The organism is Hydrogenobaculum acidophilum, from assembly GCF_054656715.1.
In genome coordinates, this window is record NZ_BAAHXP010000013.1 from 27,589 (window position 1) to 47,470 (window position 19,882).

Annotated in this window: 22 protein-coding genes; 17 read left to right on the top strand and 5 right to left on the bottom strand. The window is 33.9% G+C overall.

What is annotated here, in order from left to right:
* Window positions 1-14 precede the first annotated feature (14 nt).
* Genes ACYQZV_RS07115 through ACYQZV_RS07135 form a run of 5 tightly spaced genes read left to right on the top strand, consistent with a single transcriptional unit; the run spans window position 15 to window position 2,975 of the window.
* Complete coding sequence (locus ACYQZV_RS07115; protein ID WP_459894397.1) at window positions 15-242, top strand: hypothetical protein; 228 nt, start codon at window positions 15-17, stop codon at window positions 240-242.
* Entirely contained in the window at window positions 208-834 is a 627-nt protein-coding gene (locus tag ACYQZV_RS07120) for an MBL fold metallo-hydrolase (protein WP_459894400.1), read from the top strand. Before ACYQZV_RS07115 ends, ACYQZV_RS07120 begins: the two co-directional genes overlap by 35 nt.
* Window positions 831-1,220, top strand: coding sequence for a hypothetical protein (locus tag ACYQZV_RS07125; protein ID WP_459894402.1), 390 nt, complete (start codon window positions 831-833; stop codon window positions 1,218-1,220). Before ACYQZV_RS07120 ends, ACYQZV_RS07125 begins: the two co-directional genes overlap by 4 nt.
* Window positions 1,217-2,137, top strand: a complete 921-nt coding sequence (gene thiL / locus ACYQZV_RS07130) for a thiamine-phosphate kinase (RefSeq protein ID WP_459894404.1) — start codon at window positions 1,217-1,219, stop codon at window positions 2,135-2,137. The genes ACYQZV_RS07125 and thiL overlap by 4 nt, the downstream gene beginning before the upstream one ends.
* Window positions 2,088-2,975, top strand: coding sequence for an MnmC family methyltransferase (locus tag ACYQZV_RS07135; RefSeq protein ID WP_459894407.1), 888 nt, complete (start codon window positions 2,088-2,090; stop codon window positions 2,973-2,975). Before thiL ends, ACYQZV_RS07135 begins: the two co-directional genes overlap by 50 nt.
* Here ACYQZV_RS07135 and ACYQZV_RS07140 read toward each other — a convergent pair.
* Window positions 2,954-3,250, bottom strand: coding sequence for a hypothetical protein (locus ACYQZV_RS07140; protein WP_459894410.1), 297 nt, complete (start codon window positions 3,248-3,250; stop codon window positions 2,954-2,956). The two genes, ACYQZV_RS07135 and ACYQZV_RS07140, sit on opposite strands and share 22 nt — an antisense overlap.
* A gap of 73 nt (window positions 3,251-3,323) precedes the next feature.
* Here ACYQZV_RS07140 and ACYQZV_RS07145 point away from each other — a divergent pair, with 73 nt between their 5' ends.
* From ACYQZV_RS07145 to obgE, 4 genes are read left to right on the top strand one after another with little or no spacing between them, the layout of a single operon-like run.
* A complete protein-coding gene (locus ACYQZV_RS07145; RefSeq protein ID WP_459894413.1) occupies window positions 3,324-3,662 on the top strand; it encodes a histidine triad nucleotide-binding protein in 339 nt (112 codons plus the stop codon).
* A complete protein-coding gene (locus ACYQZV_RS07150; RefSeq protein ID WP_459894416.1) occupies window positions 3,647-4,336 on the top strand; it encodes a DUF554 domain-containing protein in 690 nt (229 codons plus the stop codon). Before ACYQZV_RS07145 ends, ACYQZV_RS07150 begins: the two co-directional genes overlap by 16 nt.
* Window positions 4,337-4,378: 42 nt before the next feature.
* Window positions 4,379-5,383 carry a type I glyceraldehyde-3-phosphate dehydrogenase gene (gap, locus tag ACYQZV_RS07155; RefSeq protein ID WP_459894419.1) on the top strand — a complete coding sequence of 335 codons (1,005 nt, stop codon included), beginning with the start codon at window positions 4,379-4,381 and terminating at the stop codon, window positions 5,381-5,383.
* Between the two features lie 6 nt (window positions 5,384-5,389).
* Window positions 5,390-6,373, top strand: coding sequence for a GTPase ObgE (obgE, locus tag ACYQZV_RS07160; RefSeq protein WP_459894421.1), 984 nt, complete (start codon window positions 5,390-5,392; stop codon window positions 6,371-6,373).
* A 154-nt stretch (window positions 6,374-6,527) separates the two neighbouring features.
* On the opposite strand, the gene cydB is transcribed toward obgE, so the two are convergent.
* The 4 genes from cydB to ACYQZV_RS07180 form a co-directional block, all read right to left on the bottom strand.
* On the bottom strand, window positions 6,528-7,568 hold the full coding sequence (cydB, locus tag ACYQZV_RS07165) for a cytochrome d ubiquinol oxidase subunit II (protein WP_459894423.1): 1,041 nt from the start codon (window positions 7,566-7,568) through the stop codon (window positions 6,528-6,530).
* Window positions 7,569-7,580: 12 nt separating this feature from the next.
* Window positions 7,581-9,125 (bottom strand): cytochrome ubiquinol oxidase subunit I, encoded by a 1,545-nt coding sequence (locus tag ACYQZV_RS07170; RefSeq protein WP_459894425.1) that lies wholly within the window; start codon window positions 9,123-9,125, stop codon window positions 7,581-7,583.
* Window positions 9,126-9,152: 27 nt separating this feature from the next.
* Complete coding sequence (petA, locus tag ACYQZV_RS07175) at window positions 9,153-9,704, bottom strand: ubiquinol-cytochrome c reductase iron-sulfur subunit (RefSeq protein WP_459894428.1); 552 nt, start codon at window positions 9,702-9,704, stop codon at window positions 9,153-9,155.
* 287 nt (window positions 9,705-9,991) lie between these two features.
* Window positions 9,992-10,438 carry a hypothetical protein gene (locus ACYQZV_RS07180; RefSeq protein WP_459894431.1) on the bottom strand — a complete coding sequence of 149 codons (447 nt, stop codon included), beginning with the start codon at window positions 10,436-10,438 and terminating at the stop codon, window positions 9,992-9,994.
* A gap of 65 nt (window positions 10,439-10,503) precedes the next feature.
* On the opposite strand from ACYQZV_RS07180, the gene aspS reads away from it, so the two are divergent.
* The 8 genes from aspS to ACYQZV_RS07220 form a co-directional block, all read left to right on the top strand.
* Complete coding sequence (gene aspS / locus ACYQZV_RS07185; protein ID WP_459894434.1) at window positions 10,504-12,288, top strand: aspartate--tRNA ligase; 1,785 nt, start codon at window positions 10,504-10,506, stop codon at window positions 12,286-12,288.
* Window positions 12,288-14,288, top strand: coding sequence for an ATP-dependent DNA helicase (locus tag ACYQZV_RS07190; RefSeq protein WP_459894437.1), 2,001 nt, complete (start codon window positions 12,288-12,290; stop codon window positions 14,286-14,288). Before aspS ends, ACYQZV_RS07190 begins: the two co-directional genes overlap by 1 nt.
* Before the next feature lie 28 nt (window positions 14,289-14,316).
* Window positions 14,317-14,832: a translation initiation factor IF-3 gene (gene infC / locus ACYQZV_RS07195; RefSeq protein ID WP_459894439.1), complete on the top strand. Its 516-nt coding sequence runs from the start codon at window positions 14,317-14,319 to the stop codon at window positions 14,830-14,832.
* 39 nt (window positions 14,833-14,871) lie between these two features.
* Entirely contained in the window at window positions 14,872-15,075 is a 204-nt protein-coding gene (gene rpmI / locus ACYQZV_RS07200) for a 50S ribosomal protein L35 (protein WP_459894442.1), read from the top strand.
* Window positions 15,076-15,087: 12 nt separating this feature from the next.
* Window positions 15,088-16,113: a glutamate 5-kinase gene (gene proB / locus ACYQZV_RS07205; protein ID WP_459894452.1), complete on the top strand. Its 1,026-nt coding sequence runs from the start codon at window positions 15,088-15,090 to the stop codon at window positions 16,111-16,113.
* A gap of 290 nt (window positions 16,114-16,403) precedes the next feature.
* Window positions 16,404-16,862 carry a Fur family transcriptional regulator gene (locus ACYQZV_RS07210; protein WP_459894445.1) on the top strand — a complete coding sequence of 153 codons (459 nt, stop codon included), beginning with the start codon at window positions 16,404-16,406 and terminating at the stop codon, window positions 16,860-16,862.
* On the top strand, window positions 16,826-17,224 hold the full coding sequence (locus tag ACYQZV_RS07215; protein WP_459894448.1) for an acyl-CoA thioesterase: 399 nt from the start codon (window positions 16,826-16,828) through the stop codon (window positions 17,222-17,224). The genes ACYQZV_RS07210 and ACYQZV_RS07215 overlap by 37 nt, the downstream gene beginning before the upstream one ends.
* Window positions 17,214-19,882 (top strand): [protein-PII] uridylyltransferase family protein (locus tag ACYQZV_RS07220; RefSeq protein ID WP_459894450.1); only part of this gene is annotated, 2,669 nt, incomplete at its 3' end. The genes ACYQZV_RS07215 and ACYQZV_RS07220, both read left to right, overlap by 11 nt.

A 19,882-nucleotide genomic window follows, 5' to 3' on the forward strand; every position in this document is an offset into this window, starting at 1 on the left:
GTATAATCAATGGGATGAATTACCTAAAGCATATTTTTGCGAGCGATTTTGTTTTAGTAGCTGGTGTATTTGGTATTTTGTTTTATTTTTTGTATGACGCTATCAAAAGAAAAAAATGGGGATGGGCAATTTTTTTAGCGATTTTACCCCTTGGCTTTATAAGCGTTCCGTTATATATTTTATTTGGATTTAACGATGGAGCAAAAAGTGAAGATAGAAAGGATACAGACCAAGCCGATTGATGAAAACTGCACTCTTATTAAAAACGAAGAGACAAAAGAAACCATCGTAATAGACCCAGGCTCTGATATAGAAAACATCTTAAAAAGATTAGAAGATTATAAAGCAGTGGCGATACTAGCTACACATGGACACTATGACCATGTAGGACAAGTGGCAACCATAAAAGAGCTATACAACGCTCCTTTTTATATTCATAAAAGTGATGAGTTTTTGTTAAAAGATGAGCTTTTTCCAGGATTTTCAATGTATTTAGGTGCCAAAGCTCCGCCAAACCCAGATTATTACATAAACGACAAGAATGTATTAAATATAGCAGGAGTTGATATAGAGGTTATACACACGCCAGGTCATACACCGGGTGGATGTTGCTTTTATATAAGTTCTCAAAACACCCTAATAGCAGGAGACACCCTTTTTAAAGGCGGCGTAGGAAGAACAGACTTACCCGGAGGCTCATCCCAAGAGCTATCAAGATCTTTAAAAAAACTTTTTTCTATCTTACCAAAAGAAACAAGGGTAATATGTGGACATTACGATGACACTACGCTAGAATATGAGATTAAATTCAATCCATTTTTAAGGAGCTTATGAGTAAGCTAATAGCAGGAATATACGCTGGCGAGATATTTAGCATAGTTTTTATAGTATCTTATGTACTTTTTAAAAAAATAGATACCAAGAATTTGGCTGGTAGAATATACGGTCAAATACTTTGGAGATTCTACAAAATAGCCTTTTTAGAGCTCTTATTACTTTTTATCTTAAATATAAGTTTTTATACTGCTATCCTTATCTTAGGGCTTTTAGGAAATATATATCTATCTTATTATATGAAAAGCTTAAAACAAAGCATAGGGGACATAGACAAAGTGGATTTCAACGCACCCATAAGGGTTAAGTTTAGGACTATATCAAAATTATCTTCTTTGCTTTTAGTATCTAATATGATACTTGCTATAATATATGTTTTAAGATGATTGGTGAGTTTGAACTTATAAAAAAGCTCACTGCTATTTTAAAAGAAGATGCTATAGGAGACGATACTGCTTATATAAAAATAGGTGATAATGGTCTAAATATCACCTGCGATGCTTTTTTAGAAGATGTTCATTTTCTAATACATTATCCTCCAGAAAGCCTCGGCTTTAAGGCTATCTCTATAAATGTATCCGATATTGTGGCAAACGGCGGCAAACCTCTTTATGGGCTTATATCCTTGATGGTACCGGAATATGTAGAAGAACGATTCCTAGAAAGGATATACGAAGGGGTGAAAGCGGCATGTGAGTTTTATAACTTAAAAATAGTAGGTGGTAATATATCAAAAGCTTCAAAGCTTGGTATAGATGTATTTTTAATAGGAGAAGTAGAGAGGTTTGTATCAAGAGCTGGAGCTTTGGTAGGGGATGATGTTTTAGTAACTGGAACCCTTGGGGATTCTTACGCTGGTTTCAAGCTTTTAACATCAAAAAAAACCTACGAAGAACATGAACTAAGACTTATAGAAAGACATTTAAGGCCAACGGCTAGGATAGACTATATAAACCACATAAGAAAATATGCTAACGCCTCCATGGATATATCAGATGGGCTCTCATCGGACTTGTGGCATATAGCAGAACGTTCAAACGTGGTGATAGAGATAAGCAAAGATAAAATACCCATTTCAAATGAGCTAAAAATCTTTGCTTCAAAAAACCATGTAGACCCACATGAGATAGCTTTATCTGGCGGTGAAGATTATCAGCTTTTGTTTTCTCAAAAGAAAGAACACTTTAACCCATTTTTAGATAATACCGTGATAGGTAAAGTGATAGATAAGGGTAAACCTTTGGTGCTAATAGATGGAAAAGAGCTTGAAAGAAAAGGTTTTGACCACTTTAAAAAACGATAGAAGATTTAAACGTTTGCCAGACAAGTTTCAAGATATTCTTATTAAAGAAGTATCAAATATTTACAAACCTGTAAAGGTTGATAATATAGATTATCCAAACATATACGATGATTACTATCAAGAGTTTTATCATAGCATTACCACTGGTCCCTTAGAAGAGGCTTACAATAAGTTTGTAAATCCAAGTTTGGAGCTTCTAAAGGAAAAATCCGTTGTAAATGTGCTTGATATTGGTGCTGGAATGTTTGTAAATTCTTCGGTATTGACTGAAGAGCTTCTAAAAGAAAACAAAAGAGTAAATATAGTTAGTGTAGACAAAAAGATACCACCTTTTATAGAGCTAAACCACCCATCAGACGAGATAAGATATAGCTTTTACAAAAGTAATTTTTCCCTTGAAGATAAACAAATAAATTGGAAGCTTTTTATCATGGATGCAAGAAAAATAAGATTTGAAAACTATTTTGATGTAATACTACACGACGGGTTTTCTCCTTATAAAAATCCTTCTTTATGGAGTCTTGATTTTTTAAATAATCTTTTTAAAAGCCTAAAACGAGGAGGAATTTGGATAAGCTATACATCCAACAAAAGCGTAGAGTGTTCTCTGAGGTTCTTAGGTTTTAAGATAGACTTTATAAAAGGGGTTGGTAGAAAAAGACCATCCATAAGAGCTGTAAAAGGTACTGAGTTTTTTAATATGTTTGCCACAAAAGACCCTTATTTTATTCCGATTAGAGATAAAGGCTTAAATCATAGTGAAGAGGCTATAATATCAGATTACTTTTTAAGGGTTTATTTTTTAAAAACAAAATATCACTCTCCTTCAAAGGATTGAAGCTCTTCCATCAAAGATTTTACTTGATGCATAATGGCCCCAAGCAAAGAGTCTATAGAAGAATTCCAGTAAGATTCATTAAATACTACCTTTTTTGAAGGTCCTTCACCATCGTCTCCTAAATAAGAAATGACAACACAAGGATATTCTTCTTTTTCTTCGCATTCAGTTTCATCTATCCCAGGAAAACAAATAGCTATATCTATCTCTGGACTTATAGCCATGCTTTTTATTCTTTTTGCCAACTCTTCAAATTTAGCCTTCGGATATTCCATGCTTTAAGAATATAAAATTTGTATAAAAGCTTTCCATAATAAAATGCATAAAATATATGCTAAAATAAAATTTATGGAATGTATTTTTTGTAAAATAGCAAGCAAAGAAATTAAGTCGGATATAGTTTATGAAGATGAAGAGCTTATGGCTTTTAAAGATATAAAGCCAGTAGCCCCTACGCATGTGCTTTTGATACCAAAAAAACATATAGATGGCGTGCAGGCGTTAAAAGATGAAGATCAAATGCTTGTAGGTAAAATGATTGTAAAAGCAAAAGAGATAGCCGATAAGTTAGAATTAAAAGAGGGCTACAGGCTTGTTTTCAACATAGGAGAATATGGAGGGCAGACTATAAACCACATACACCTACACATTATAGGTGGGCGTCCTATGATGTGGCCACCAGGCTAATGCCAGAGTATTTTATAGGCGAAGGCACTCTTATAAACGCTCTTTTAGTGTTTATAGGAGGTTATTTAGGGGATTATCTAAAAGCTCACATAAAAGACGGTATAAAAGAGAGCGTATTAAAAGCTTTTGGTTTGTTCTCTCTTGGTATGGCTTACCATCTTTTTCAAGAGGGAGAAAGAGCTAACCTCGTAAAGGTTTTATTTTGTCTAATAATAGGTGGTGTTGTTGGATATTATTTAGATTTTGAAAACAATTTAGACAAATTTTTTTTAAAAGCTTTTAAAAACATAGGTTCCCCAGAAGGATTCAATACGGCTACCATCATGTTTTGCGTAGGTCCTATTACAATACTAGGATGTGTTATGGAAGGGGCCAAAGGTCAAAACACCATCATTTTGTCAAAAGCTATTATGGATGGTATTAGCGCTGTTATCCTCTCATCCTCTCTCGGAAGGTCTGTGGCGTTTTCCGCTTTTTCAATCTTAATTTATCAAGGGACCATAACCTATTTGTCTTTCTTTTTCAAAGGCTTGGTAAATCAAAATTCTTTAGAATTGGTTTCTTTTGTGGGTGCTACTCTTATAGCAGCCCTTGGTTTAAAACTTTTAGGGTTAAAAAACGATTTAAAGCTTCTAAATTTTATACTGGCTCCTATTGTTGCCATCTTTTTATAAAAACTTAATACAAACTTCATAAAGATATCTTATAATAAAAGTATGAGTACAAAGATAGCCATAAATGGATTTGGACGTATTGGTAGGGCATTTTTCAAAATTGCCTTTGAAAGAGGCTTAGACATAGTAGCTATAAACGATTTAACAGATACAAAGACGCTAGCTCATCTTTTAAAATACGATTCTGTTCACAAAATATGGAAAAAAGATATATCTTATACTGAAGACTCAATAATAGTAAACGGCAAAAGCGTAAAAGTGTTTGCCAAGAAAGATCCAGCAGAACTTCCCTGGAAGGACTTGGGCGTTGATATAGTGATAGAATCTACTGGGCTTTTCAGAGATAGAGAAAACGCTTCAAAACATATAACTGCTGGAGCTAAAAAAGTCCTCATATCAGCTCCAGGCAAAAACCCAGATATAACAATAGTCCTTGGTGTAAACCAAGATAGTTACAACCCAAAAGAACATCACATTGTATCAAACGCATCCTGCACCACAAACTGTATGGCGCCCGTATGCCATGTGTTAGATAAGGAATTTGGCGTAAAAAACGGTTATATGGTAACAGTACACTCTTACACAAACGATCAAAGAATATTGGACTTACCTCATAAAGATTTAAGAAGAGCCAGAGCTGCAGCCGTCAATATAATACCTACTACAACAGGGGCTGCTAAGGCTGTCACAGAAGTTTTACCCCATCTAAAAGGAAAGCTTGGAAGTACGTCAAGAAGGGTACCAGTATCAGACGGCTCTATCATAGAACTAACCGCCGTATTAGAAAATCCACCACAAGATGTTAAAAGCCTAAACGAAACTTTTAAAAAAGCCAGCGAGACATATTTAAAGGGCATATTAGAATACAGCGAAGAGCCTTTGGTATCATCTGATATAGTAGGAAATCCCCATTCGGCTATATTTGATGCAGAGCTATCCTTTGTAAACGGGGATTTGGTACATGTTGTGGCCTGGTATGACAACGAATGGGGATATTCTACTCGTCTTGTAGATTTAGCAGAATTTGTCATAGAAAAAGGCCTATAACAAAAGTTGAACTTTATAGATACTGCTGAGATAAAAGTAAAAGCAGGCGATGGTGGTAACGGTGGAGTATACTTCTTAAGAGAAAAATATAGACCATATGGTGGTCCTGCCGGAGGAGATGGGGGTAAAGGCGGGTCTATAATAATTCAAGCGGACTCTTCAAAAACAACATTCTTAGATTTTAAGTATAAAAGGTATTTTGTAGCTCAAAACGGAGAACACGGCAAACCTAAAAATCAGCACGGGAAAAATGGCAAAGATATCACAATAAAAGTACCAGTAGGAACCATCGTCATAGACAAAAATACAAACGACATACTTTGCGATTTAACAAAACATGGTCAAAGTTGCATAGTGGCAAAAGGTGGAGAAGGTGGGCTTGGCAACGCTCACTTTGCTACATCAGTCAATCAGACTCCAAGAAAATTTACTTTCGGCAAAAAAGGTGAAGAGAGAGAGCTCGTGCTTGTACTAAAAACCATAGCAGATATAGGTATAGTAGGGCTTCCCAACGTTGGCAAATCAACGCTTTTATCAGTTCTCACAAACGCAAATCCAAAAATAGGAGACTATCCTTTTACTACGTTATATCCAGAGCTTGGTGTTTTAAAAGTAGACGATAAGTCTTTTACAATAGCAGACATACCAGGTATTATAGAAAACGCTCACAAAGGGGCTGGTCTTGGGCTTGATTTCTTAAAACACATAGAACGCTCTAAATACTTGATTTTAGCTATAGACCTATCTACTGAAGACCCCGCTAGAGACTTTGAGATTTTAACAAATGAACTTTCTCTTTACGATAAAAGCCTAATACAAAAACTAAAAGCGATAGTAGGTACAAAGCTTGATGTAGCAAAAAAAGAAAACCTAGAACTCTTAGAAAGAATAAGCAAAGAAAAATCTTTAGATTTTATACCGGTATCTTCTATAACAAATGAAAATACAAAATATCTCAAAGATTACATAGCAAACCTTTTGAACTCATAAATATAAAAAATTATTAAATATCAAATATTTATAATATTAAACAACATTTATCATAGCTTTTATTTTGCTTATTTTTTATTCTTATAAAAAACCCCCTCTAGAAGAGGGGTAAAAGAAGGATAGGAATGGTTGCATCAAAACGCGAATAATAACATCAATAATAGCTTTTTTCTCCGCTCACTTTACCGCTAAATACTTTATAAGCGTACCTTGTATAGAATAGTACTATAGGCATAAGTATTATAGTTACTATAAGCATAACGGTTAACGTAAGGGTTGAAGAGGAAGCGTTGAATACAGTTAAGCTATACTCTGGATTTATACTTGAGCGCATTAATATCGGAAAAGAGGCACAGGCTACATTTAAAACAGTAAAAGCATTTACCAACCCAGAAGCATATACCATTTTATCGTATTTGCCAGACTTTAGTAAGTATATGTATAATACAACTCCAACAAACATTACCAGAGGTATTGCAAACAATATTGGGTAAGTAAAGTAATTTTCATAAAGATAAGGAGCTTCTGCTATGGCTAATAAGTTAGTTAAAACAACAGATGCTACATACCCTATTACACTCAAACCAGCATACTTTTTAGCCATTTCAAAAACAGAGCCTTCGGTTTTGAGTAGAAGATAGGCGGCTCCATGCATGGCAAACATGAAAAAGCTTACCAACCCCATTGCAAGAGGTACAGGTCTCAACAGGGTAAAAAACGTACCATGATAAACAGCGTCTTTATCTATAGGGACTCCAACCACAGCGTTACCCACAGCAACTCCAAAAAGGATAGCAGGCAACACATTGCCAAGCCAATATATAAAATCAAAGGTATGTCTCCATGTCATAGACTCTCTTTTATTGCGATATTCAAAAGCTATAGCTCTTCCTATCAAAGCCCATAACACAAGAAGTATAGCTATATAAAAGCCAGAAAAAGAAGCTGCATATACTGTAGGAAAAGCAGCAAAGAGCATACCGCCCCCAGCTATAAGCCATACTTCATTGCCATCCCACACAGGAGCTACAGAATTATAAAGAGCTATCCTATCATGCTCTTTTTTCATAAATATCATGGGGAAGGCACTCCCCAAATCAAAACCATCGGTTATAGAATAACCAATGAGAAATACCCCTGCTAAAAGGAACCAAAGGCCTTGTAAAGTAAAAAGTCCATCAGGTAATATACCCATACCTAATCCTCCTTAAAAAGTCCTATTGTTGTTGTCTAGGTCTGTCTTGTTGGCCGTAAACCCAACACCAACACCAGAAGAAGGAGCTGTAGAAGTACTAGGCTCTACGTCTTCGTATTCTCTCACCTTCTTTATCATGGTAGTTACATATACATAGAATAGCAACATGTATATCGTGACAAACGTAACAACAGAGAACATCACATTGGAAGTAGTATTAAAAGACACTGCATCTGCAGTTTTAAGAACACCAGTTACTATCCAAGGTTGACGACCTATTTCGGCAGTCATCCAGCCCAACTCAGAAGCTATAAATGGTAGAGGTATTGACCAAAGAACTGTTTTTAGGAAAGCCTTGTTGCTGTATATGGTACCTTTTTTGTAAAGGTAAAGTCCCCACAAAGTTACAAAGGCAAAGAAAAATCCTAGCCCTACCATAATATGGAATGGCATAAATACAAGGTTTATAGGTGGCAAATCTTTTAGAGATATATTGTATGCTTTCGCATAAGCCTCATCGGCAACTATCTTATCTTTCAGAGCTGGATTTGGATTTGATGCATATTGAACCTTTAAAGTGTTAGCTTCCATCTCATAGTTTTGGGCTTTTTGATCGTACATTGTTATTAAATCTTTAATACCATAAACTTTTGCATCAAAATTATGATAAGCCAGGAAAGACAATAAACCGGGAATTTTTATAAACGGGTAAGTTTTTTGAGCGCTTTGATCAACGTAGCCAAACACATCTAAAGAAGCTGGTTGCTCGGTTTTCCATTTTCCCTCCATCATCGCAAGTTTAAGAGGTTGGTATTCTGCTACAAGATGACCAGCCGTATCACCTATTATGATCTCTGCTACAGATACTATAACGGTAAATATAAGGGCTACCTTCAATCCAGCCTTAGCCATGTCTATGTTTCTATTTCTCAGTAGGAAATAAGCCATTACACCCATGACAAAGAAGCCTGCGGTAATCTGACCAGCGGTCACCGTATGCAAAAATCTTATTGCTGTAGTATGATTTATAACAGCTTCCCAAAAGTTTGTGAGTTCAGCCCTTATACCTTGAGGAGTTTGAACTATCTTATATCCATCTGGCGTTTGCATCCAAGAATTTGCTATTAAAATCCAAAGGGCAGACAAGTTGCTACCAAGAGCTACCATCCAAGCTGAGAAAGTGTGCATGCCATCTGATATCCTATCTTTACCAAATAAAAACACACCTATAAAGGTTGACTCTAAGAAGAAAGCCATCAAACCTTCGATGGCAAGAGGAGCACCAAAGATATCACCGACAAATTTTGAATAGGTAAACCAGTTTGTGCCAAACTCAAATTCCATAGTAAGCCCAGTGGCCACACCAGCGGCAAAGTTCACAGCAAAAAGCTTCATCAAAAACATAGCTAACTTGTCGTATTTTGGATCCTTAGTTTTGTAAGCTATTGTCTTGATGATAGCTATGAGCACCGAGAGCCCCAACGTAAGAGGCACGAAAATAAAATGAATGATCGCCGTAAAGGCGAATTGGAACCTGGACAAGTCTAGCAAGTCCATAATCTATACCTCCTTTTTAAATAAATATCAAGTGTACGGATCCCAGAATTTCTTTACAAATCCAGGGGTACCTATCTCAAGTATATTACCGTTTAAAGTTTGTGGTGGTATACCAAGTGGAAGGGGCGCTGGACCAGATATGTTGTCTCCCCAAGGGGTATATAAACTACCATGACAAGGACAATGAAATATAGGAGTATTTGGAAGGTGTACTCCTGGGTCTCCATCTGGCTTCCACAAAGGAATACATCCAAGGTGAGTACAAACACCTATGATAGCGTATACACTATGATCACCTAGTATGTCTCTGTTGTGATTTTTATATTTATTATCTCTTTCTGGACCATTCCAGTTAAAAGGTGTTGGGAGTTTCATAACGAAAGTGGGAAAACCTTTCCACGATGTAACTCTAAGTTCTAAAGGTTTAAATTGAGAAATATCGTAAGATACCTTTGACTGAAGACTAGTGGCAGCGCTTGGTCCTAAACTCTTTAGCACCGGATATAAAGCACCGACTGTCGCCATGATGCCAAACGCACCGACCGTATACTCCAAAAAATCGCGCCTTGAAGCTTCCATATGCAACCTCCTTAGGTTGATTAACGCAAACCAACCTACATAATTATAAATTAACTTATAAAATATCATTATACAATGAATTATATCATACATATAATATAATAATAAATAAAATACAATATAAGGATATTGTGAATTAGTCATGAAAAAATTACTATTGATTTAGTAAATATAAGTAAATATATACTAATATTATTGCATTTTTATTTATTTATTTAAAATCAAAAAAGTACTCTAAGTGTTTTTAACTCCTAATATTTATACAATATTATGCAATAAGCCAAGGTTTACTTAAAACGAGTATTTAAAGCAATGCCGAAATCAAGCTGAACATCGTTTTGATAAAGCTCTACCAACTCATTACCTTTGTTTGTAGGTCTTATATATGTATTTTTAGTTATTATATCCTTTTCATAATAATTAGCATGTCTTCTTATGTCAGAAGTGTATATCTCTGGTGGGGGTTCTTGATATGTTTTAGCAAGGTTTAAAGATTTTATATTATCCACCAAAGCGCTTACCGATGGAAGCCTATTGAAAAAGAAAGAAAATCCTATTCTCTGTTTGTTCGGTCTAGGCAACGGTGCCACAAAATTATCTATATTGCGTTTGTGGATTATAAAATGAACATCTTTTAAAGGTATTTTTATATCCAGAACAAGCGGTTTAGAAAAGGACATATTGGCTGATACCGATAAAAAAAGCCCTAAAACTACCACCCTCCGCTTTAACATAAAAATTATTATATATCTAATAAATAAAATTTCAATGATATAATCTTTTAGTATATAATATAAGCATGTTAAGAGATATATACGTAGGATTAGTAGATGATAGCTTCATAGGGAAAAAGATAAAAGTTGCTGGATGGATAGACTCCATAAGAGATCATGGTGGTGTTTTGTTTATAGACTTACGAGATAAAGAAGGCAAGCTTCAAGCTGTATTAGAAGAATCAGAAAATAAACATTTTTACGATATAGCAAAACATTTTAAAGAAGAGAGTGTAATTGCTATAGAGGGTGTTGTAAGAAGAAGACCATCTGGTACAGAAAATCCAAAAATAAAATCTGGCAATGTTGAGATCGTAATAAAGAATATCGAGCTTTTGAATGCATCAGAAACGTTGCCTTTCCCAATAGATGATAACGTTGAAATATCCGAAGAACTTAGGTTAAAGTATAGATACCTTGATCTAAGAAGAAATACGATGCAAAAAGCCATAAAAACAAGGAGCAAGGCGCTTAAAATTACAAGGGATTTTTTCTATGAAAATGGTTTTTACGAGATAGAAACGCCTTTTTTAATAAAATCTACTCCAGAAGGAGCAAGGGACTTTTTGGTACCGTCAAGACTTCATCCTGGTAAATTTTACGCATTGCCACAATCTCCACAGCTTTTTAAACAAATACTCATGATATCTGGATTTGATAGGTATTTCCAGATAGCAAGATGCTTCAGAGATGAAGATTTAAGATCAGATAGACAACCAGAGTTTACACAGATAGACTTTGAGATGTCGTTTGTGGAAGAGGAAGATGTCATAAATATATCGGAAAAACTCCTTTATAAGTTGTTTTTAGAGCTTTTAGACATAGAACTGAAAACACCTTTTAAAAGGATATCTTACAAAGAGGCAATGGAAAAATACGGCTCCGATAAGCCTGACACGCGTTTTGGTTTAGAACTAGTGGATTTAACAGATATATTTAAAGACACAAACTTCAATGTTTTTAAAAATGCTATAGAACAAAAAGGTATAATAAAAGCTATAAAAATAAACACAATTTTATCAAGAAAAGAAATAGACAATCTTACAGAGTATGTAAAAGGGTTAGGAGCCAAAGGACTTGCTTGGGGCAAAGTAGAAAACGGTGAGTTTAATTCTCCTATAGCAAAATTTTTGACAGAGCAAGAAGTAAAAGCGATGCTATCAAGGCTTGAAGCAAGAAACAACGAAATGATATTTTTCTCGGCGGATAAACCTAAAAACGTTTATAAAATACTTGGAAATCTGAGATTACAGCTTGGTAAGATGTTAAAATTAATAGATTATTCTAAATTTGAACTCTTATGGGTAGTGGATTTCCCTATGTTTGAATATAACGAAGAAGAGGGAAGGTTAGAAGCTATGCATCATCCTTTTACATCACCAAAAGAAGAAGATATAGAAACGATAAGAAACATTCTTGACAAAAACGATAAAGAATATATAATTAATACTTGTGAGAGTATTACAGCAAGGGCTTATGATATCGTGTTAAACGGCGTAGAAATAGGTGGGGGATCTATCAGAATACACAAACCGGATGTGCAAAAGTTGGTATTTAAGCTTTTAAATATATCAGATGAAGAAGCAGATTTAAAGTTTGGATTTTTATTAGAAGCCTTAAAATATGGAGCACCGCCTCATGGGGGATTAGCTTTTGGTTTTGACAGGCTTATAGCCATGATGCTTGGTTTTGAATCTATAAGAGATGTTATAGCGTTTCCCAAGACTCAAAAAGGCGCATGCCTATTAACCGGTGCCCCAGATGTAGTGCCAGAAAAACAGCTAAAAGAACTTCATATAAAAACTGTTTGATGGAACTTTATAAAATACTTTTAAACCTTGGCTACGAAAGAAGAAAAAGCCAAGAGAAAATGTTTAGTATAGTAGAACGTTATATAAAAAAAGAAGATGATGCTGATTTTGAAAACAATACAGTTTTAATAGAGGCCCCAACTGGTACTGGGAAAAGCTTTGGTTATCTTATACCCATTATAGAATACAATCAAAAAGCCATAATTTCTACAAAAACAAAGATACTTCAAGAACAACTAAGAAGAGATTTAGAGTTTTTGTCTTCTATTAGAAAAAATTATTTTGGAAAGGGTATAAACTATCTTATACTGAAGGGCAAAGCAAACTACCTTTGCCTTGACAGATTTTACGACAAGGAAAACACACTAAAACAAACTACCATATTCGGGAAAATAAGCTTTGCAAAAGAAATTAAAGACCTAATAGAATCAAAAAATTGGGACGGTGATGTAGAGTTTACAAATATACCTTCAGAAATTTGGCAAGAAATAAATATAGATGAAAATTATTGCGATTCTTACTATAGAAAATCTTGCGTATATTTAAAAGATTGTTTTTACTATAAAAAGCTAAAAGACCAAGAAAAAAAAGCAGATATATTGGTGGTAAACCATAGCCTTTTGGTGTTGAAAGATTTTGAAGATGCCAATGAGCGCATACTTGTAATAGATGAGGCTCACGAGTTAGATGAGGCTTTGGTAAAGTCTCTTACATCAGGTATCTCTGTAAATGGCGTAATGAGGCTTTTGGCGAGCATAAGGGATATGCTACCCTTAGATAAAAAATCTATGTTAGATAATCTCGATGTGATCGGTATATTTAGAGGTTTATTTGAAAATCTATTTGAAAAGGAAACTAAAAAAGGTAGAACACCAACTTCTATACCGCTAGACGAACCATTTTTTGTGAACAGTTTAATGAACCATCTTTACAACCCTATTTACGAAGCTGTAAAGATTATAAAGAGTAACGTAGAAAAAACCGTAATGGATAGGCTAGAATACAAAAGTGTTGTAAGTGCTAGGTTTAAAAGCTTTTTAGAAGAATCTAAGCTATTTAAAAAAGAATTTATAAGCAGCTTAAGTGTAGACACTTCTCAAACAAACTTAGAAGATAGAACAGAGATAGAATTATCAAGATTTATAGCTAAATTTAGAACACTCTACAGCAGAGTTTCAAACCTTTACAATACGCTTAAATATATGGAAGATGAAGAGAACAGAGATTATCTTGGTTTTGTCGTGAGTAGAGAGCATTCTAAAAAGCTAAACGACTACAATTACAAGGTGGAGGCTTTTCCCATCTTTCCTAAAGGTGCAATCAATTTAGATGATTATAAAAGCGTAATACTAACATCAGCTACGCTTGACGAGGAACTTATAGAACTTACCACGGGCATAATAGGAGAATACCACTCTTTAGAACATGTTTTTAACTATCAAAACGTAAATTTTATCATAAAAAATATATTACCTAAAAATCAAGATTTATGGAAGGAAGAACTTATAAACAGTTTGAGGTATCTAAGAAGTTGTTACGGTAAAGTGTTGGTGCTTTTAACTAGCTATGAACAAATGGAATACATACCAAAAGACGACGATATAATCTTCCAGAACACTACTACCCTAAGAAGAGCTATAGAAATGATAGAAAGCGGAGACAAAAACGTATTGGTAGGTGTAGATTCAGTATGGACAGGCATAGATTTAAGAGGAGAGAAAGGGCTTTTGATAGCAAAGCTTCCTTTTGATGCTCCTACGGAATCGCTCTATTACCATAGGATGAAATATTTTGAAAAACGAGGAATAAACGGATTTCACTACGCTAGGAAAAAAGCTTTTTTACAGTTTAAACAAGGTTTTGGGAGATTGATTAGAAGCAAAGAAGATAAGGGCACCGTCATAATATGCGATTCTAGAATATTGAGATATGAAGAGTTTGTTGATTTTATTAAAAGCTTAAAGGTTAAAATATACTATCGCCAGCAAAGAGGCGACTAGAAATATCTTTGCGTAAAAAGAGGTAAGCTTGCAGGAATATAGAGTAAACGAGAAAATTACAGCAAGAGAGGTAAGACTTATAGACGAAGATGGGTCTCAAATAGGGATAGTTCCTATACAAGAAGCTTTGGACATTGCCAATAGAAAAGGTCTTGACCTCGTGGAAATAGCACCTCAGGCAAATCCCCCTGTATGTAAGATTTTAAACTACAGCAAGTTTAAATACGAGATACAAAAAAAAGAGAAGGAAGCCAAGAAAAAACAAAAAGAATCAGCGATAAATGTCAAGGACATAAACCTAAAGGTTATGATAGACAACCATGACTTAGCTATCAAGATTAAACAGATGAGGGAGTTTTTGGAGGATGGAGACAAGGTTAGGATACGCATAAGGTTTAGAGGTAGGGAAAACATATATCCGGAGCTTGGCAATAAGCTTGTTGACAAAATTATAAATGAGCTTAGCGATGTCGGGGTTTTGGAAAAACCACCCATTAAAGAAAACGCTTTTCTAACCTTTACGTTGCTTCCTAAGAAAAAATAGTTTATAATAATAAGCTTAAAACTAAGTTTGGAGGTTTTTATGAAGGTGAAGATGAAGACCAATAGAACAATGGCTAAAAGGTTTAAAATTACAGCAAACGGCCACATCAAAAGAGCAAGAGCCAACGGAAGCCACTACAATACCAGAAAACCAAAAGATAGGAAAAGAAGACTAAGAAAGAAAACTCTTATTACAAATCCAACCGTTGAAAGAAAGCTAAAACCACTTCTGCAAAATGTGTAAACACATCTTTTGATGGTATTTATAATAAAGATAGGCTCAAACGTACTATCAACAGCGGAGGGAGATTTTGATGTAAGCTTTTTAGCCTCAATAGCAGAGGATATAAAAACTCTTCAGAAAAATGATACAAAGTTTTTAATAGTATCCTCTGGAGCTATTATGGCCGGTAAAAAAATACTAAACATACAAAAAGACTCCATACTATCAAGACAAATTCTAGCATCTGTTGGACAATCAAGACTCATGTCTTTATACGATAGCATATTTTCAAATTATAACCTTACTATAAGCCAAATACTTATCACTTCAGACGTTTTTACAAACCAAAACATGTTTTCAAACGCTCAAAGAACCATAGAAGGTTTATTAGAATACAATATTATACCCATCATCAATGAAAACGACGCCATAGCTACAGAAGAACTTATCTTTGGAGACAACGACTTTTTAAGCGTGTACGTATCTTATATATCAAAAGCCACAAAACTTATTATATTTTCTACAGCTGGTGGTTTATACACAAAAGATGGTAAAACTCTTATAACAAAAATAGAGGATTTTGATGAAGCTTTCAGACAGGTGAATCCCACCAAAAGCACCTTCGGTAGCGGTGGAATGCTTAGCAAACTTCAAGCTTCTATGATGGCTTCAAAGCTTGGCGTAGAGGTTTTTATTACCTCTAAAAACCAGAGGTTGATAGATATATACAACGATAGAGCTTTGGGCACTAAAGTACAAGCTTTTAAAAACCCAAAAATAAAACCCAAAGACATTGTTAAGCTTGCCCAATACCCAAAAGGAATAATCTATGTAGATGAGGGAGCTAAAAAAGCTATATCAAACAGGAAAGCTCTTCTTGCAATAGGAATAATAGGCTATGACGGTATATTTAAAAAAGGCGACATAGTGAGTATAGTAGATGAACAAAACATTATGGTAGGGAAAGGCAAAGTTCAATATGACTCCAAAGAGCTTAAAAATATAATAGGCAAAAAAAACAAAGAGGTTATAAAAACTGACGATATTTATACTATATAAATATTAAAACCATAAAACAATAGCTCATGTACCACAGCATAAAACAAATATACTTACCTTGACAAATGTTATAGGTACCAACATAAATCCAAAGATAACACCCATTAGGTCTTTAGCTAAGCTGATTTAGCTTCATATATTAAATAAAAAGGATTTTAATATATCTTACAAATACTATATAAGAGTAGAAATAGTTCTCACCATACATGTTCTTATCATGATTTTTGTTAGTCTTACATAGTTGATAGTTTTTGTTGCATTTTTAACATACATTAGGTATATTATTAATAATGAATATAGATAAATTGAAAGAAGAGTTTAGGGCTTTTCTCAAAAAACACAATTATAAAATCACAAAGAACAGGTTGGACTTGATAGATGTGATAGCCAATTATAAAAAACACTTTGAAATAGAAGAGCTTGTAAACTACATCCAAAACACTCAAAAATTAGCATCGAGAGCGACCATATATAGGACTGTAAAACTTTTGATAGACTTTGGTATTATAAAAGAGATAATAAAACAAAACAACAAAACCATATATGAATTTTACACTCAAGAAGGACATCACGACCATCTTATATGTATATCTTGCGGGCGAATTATAGAATTCTTTAATGAAGACATAGAAAATTTGCAAGAAGAGATATGCATAAAACACAATTTCTTACCCACTTATCATAGGCTAGAAATATTTGGACTGTGTGAACAATGCTTGAAAGAAAAACAACCTACCAAAGAAAAGTAAATTTTTATGAAACTGATGCCCAGGGAGTAGTGCACCATTCTAACTATTTTAGATATTTTGAAGAAGCTAGAGGGTATCTTTTGGAACATTTAGGACTTCCTTACTATCAAATGCACAACGAAGGTTTTTTTGTAGTTTTGGTAGAAGCATATATAAGAATAAAACACCCTATAGTTTATCAAGATGTTTTTACCATAGATACAACAATTGGCATTAAAAACGAGTTTAGTCTTTATTTTGATTATAAAGTATATGTAGATGATAAGCTTTGTGCTATTGGAGATACAAAACACTGTATAGTAAAAGACGGCAAGCTTATAAAAATACCAGATTTTCTTTTAAGGATTTTAGATGATAGATAAAACTTACATAGATTTTATAGAGGATAAAGTTTACAATAAGGAAGACGCGTTGGAGTTTTTTGAAGCCCTTTTAGAAGCTCATCCCCACAAAGATAGTTTGATATCCTATCTCAATCCAAGGAGATTTTTGTTGCTTTTAGAATTGGGCGAGCGCTCTAGTTGTATAAAAAAATTTATCCTAAAACACCCAACCGTATTTGAAGAGACGATACCAGAGCTTTGGTACAAGATAAAATCAAAAGATAGCTATCTGAAGGAGATAGAAGAACTATATCCCTCTTCTTCTATGAACTTTGAAGAATTTTTAGCTTTTTATAGAAGAAGAGAGTTGATGAGACTTGTGGCAAAGGATATATTAGGCACAGAAGAGTTAGAAGATATACTCTTAGAATACTCGGCTTTAGCGGACGCCATTATAGAAAGCCTTATAAAGTACATATCTGAAGATAACGCAAAGAGTCTTCTTGTAATAGGAATGGGTAAACTTGGTTCTAATGAGCTTAACTTCTACTCTGATATAGATGTTATGTTTTTTTCAAAAGATGACAATCAATATTATGATGAAGTTTGCAAAAAATTTATGAAAAGCATAAATACCAACACAAGGGAAGGGGAAATATATATTACCGATGCAGACTTAAGGCCTTTTGGAAAATCTGGTCCTATAGTAATGAGTATAGAAGCAGCAGAAGACTATTATGAAATGTACGGTAGATTTTGGGAAAGGATGGCTCTCATAAGAGCAAGAGCAATTTATGATGACTCACATCTTTTTTCTAGCTTTTACAAAAATATAATAGTACCTTTTGTATTTAAAAAATCCATAGACCAAAGAGATTTAGATAATATAGCTTTGATGAAAGAAAAAATAGAACTAGAACAAAAAAGAAAAACCCTATCAAAAGGCTACAACGTCAAAACCGGCGAAGGTGGTATAAGAGAAGTAGAGTTTAGTCTTCAGGCAATGGCTCTTCTTCTTGGAGGTAAAAAGCCTCTTTTAAGAGACGGGAATACTTATAGGCTCATAATGAAATTAGAACAAAACGGTATTCTATCAGAAGAAGAAAGCAAAGCATTAAAAGAAGCATACACTTTTTTAAGAAGATTAGAGCATCTTATACAGATAAAAAATTGCGTCCAAGATCACACTTTGAAAGAACAAGATATAGATAAATTTGCGTTTTTTATGGGCTTTTCAAAAGAAGAATTTAACAAAACATTGGATTTACACAAAGAGAGAGTAAAAGATATTTTCTACAACCTACTTCCAAAGAATAGGAAAAAACAGACGCTAAGTCCTTGCCAAGAAGCTATTATAATAGAAGACATAGATGCATTTTCTCATTGTGTACCAACTATAAAAAACCCTAAAATGTTTTTCAGCACAATACTTGGCATATTTCAAGGGAAAGAAGGCATATATTTATCAGAAAAAGAACGTCAAAAGTTTTTAGAGTACTTACCAGTTCTTTTGAAAAAAATAAACGTTTCTAAAGAACCAGAGATGATACTGAGAAACCTAGAAAAATTTATAATGAGTAAAACTGGAAAGCGTATAATATTTGAAAAGGAGAGTATATTTGAATCCCTTTTAGATATTTTTGAAGCATCAAACACGATATCCACAGAAATATCAAGATACCCAGACACTGTAGAAGATATCTTAACACTTTACCAAGATTTTCCTACGAAAGAAGAGATAAAAAGAGACTTAGAAAATTATAGAGCCCTTGATTTAGACAAGTTAAATATCTTTAGACGCTTCAAAAGAATATGGGAAATAAGAATAATATTAAACTATATAACAAAATCCAAAAACCTTTTAGGGCTTTTTGAAAGCTTGTCAAACTTAGCGGAAGTGGTAATAGAGGATAGCTTCGAACTTAAAAAAGAAGCACTTGTGATAGCTCTTGGTAAATTTGGTTCTAAAGAGTTAAATATAAATTCTGATTTAGATTTATGCTTTGTTGCAAACAACAACCAAAGCAAGGTAGAATCTGTTCAATATATCCAGAGCTTTATAAAATTTTTAACATCCCATACAAAAGAAGGATATCTTTATGCGGTGGATTTCAGGTTAAGACCTATGGGGCAAAAAGGAGAGTTAAATCCCACGTTAGATTTTTATAAAAATTACTTTGAAAACGAAGCTAGATTTTGGGAGCGTCTAAGCTGGACTAGATATAGGATCATAACAGGAGATAATGAACTAAAAGAAAGATTTGAAAGCTTAGCAAATAATTTTCTGTTTGGAAAAGACATAACAGAAAAAGAAGCCCAAGAGACACTAAATATGAAAATGGAAATAGAAAAAAACCTAAAATATTCAAAAGATAAAATAAATATAAAGCTTGGCGCAGGCTCTATGATGGATGCTGAATTTATAACACAGCTTTATACTCTAAAAGAAAAGCTAAGAGAGCCTTCCATGTTAAAAGCCATGGAAACTTTAGAAGCTAAATACCCTTTTTTCAAAAGATTGAAAGAGTTATATCTATATCTTAGAGGACTAGAAACTTCTATAAGACTAAAAAGAGAAGGCTCATCATCCACCTTAAGTTATATTGATTTTGGAGAAGATACTTTTAACAAAACAAAAGAGATAATGAGAGAAATAAGAAGTATATTTCTAGAAAATATAAAACTCCAACAATATCC

Excerpts from the sequence above, each read along its gene's own strand:
- ACYQZV_RS07115 (WP_459894397.1), top strand. The coding sequence starts at position 15 with ATGAATTACCTAAAGCATATTTTTGCGAGCGATTTTGTTTTAGTAGCT.
- ACYQZV_RS07125 (WP_459894402.1), top strand. The coding sequence starts at position 831 with ATGAGTAAGCTAATAGCAGGAATATACGCTGGCGAGATATTTAGCATA.
- thiL (WP_459894404.1), top strand. The coding sequence starts at position 1,217 with ATGATTGGTGAGTTTGAACTTATAAAAAAGCTCACTGCTATTTTAAAA.
- ACYQZV_RS07135 (WP_459894407.1), top strand. The coding sequence starts at position 2,088 with ATGGAAAAGAGCTTGAAAGAAAAGGTTTTGACCACTTTAAAAAACGAT.
- ACYQZV_RS07140 (WP_459894410.1), bottom strand. The coding sequence starts at position 3,250 with ATGGAATATCCGAAGGCTAAATTTGAAGAGTTGGCAAAAAGAATAAAA.
- ACYQZV_RS07145 (WP_459894413.1), top strand. The coding sequence starts at position 3,324 with ATGGAATGTATTTTTTGTAAAATAGCAAGCAAAGAAATTAAGTCGGAT.
- gap (WP_459894419.1), top strand. The coding sequence starts at position 4,379 with ATGAGTACAAAGATAGCCATAAATGGATTTGGACGTATTGGTAGGGCA.
- cydB (WP_459894423.1), bottom strand. The coding sequence starts at position 7,568 with ATGGGTATATTACCTGATGGACTTTTTACTTTACAAGGCCTTTGGTTC.
- ACYQZV_RS07170 (WP_459894425.1), bottom strand. The coding sequence starts at position 9,125 with ATGGACTTGCTAGACTTGTCCAGGTTCCAATTCGCCTTTACGGCGATC.
- petA (WP_459894428.1), bottom strand. The coding sequence starts at position 9,704 with ATGGAAGCTTCAAGGCGCGATTTTTTGGAGTATACGGTCGGTGCGTTT.
- ACYQZV_RS07180 (WP_459894431.1), bottom strand. The coding sequence starts at position 10,438 with ATGTTAAAGCGGAGGGTGGTAGTTTTAGGGCTTTTTTTATCGGTATCA.
- aspS (WP_459894434.1), top strand. The coding sequence starts at position 10,504 with ATGTTAAGAGATATATACGTAGGATTAGTAGATGATAGCTTCATAGGG.
- ACYQZV_RS07190 (WP_459894437.1), top strand. The coding sequence starts at position 12,288 with ATGGAACTTTATAAAATACTTTTAAACCTTGGCTACGAAAGAAGAAAA.
- rpmI (WP_459894442.1), top strand. The coding sequence starts at position 14,872 with ATGAAGGTGAAGATGAAGACCAATAGAACAATGGCTAAAAGGTTTAAA.
- proB (WP_459894452.1), top strand. The coding sequence starts at position 15,088 with ATGGTATTTATAATAAAGATAGGCTCAAACGTACTATCAACAGCGGAG.
- ACYQZV_RS07210 (WP_459894445.1), top strand. The coding sequence starts at position 16,404 with ATGAATATAGATAAATTGAAAGAAGAGTTTAGGGCTTTTCTCAAAAAA.
- ACYQZV_RS07215 (WP_459894448.1), top strand. The coding sequence starts at position 16,826 with ATGCTTGAAAGAAAAACAACCTACCAAAGAAAAGTAAATTTTTATGAA.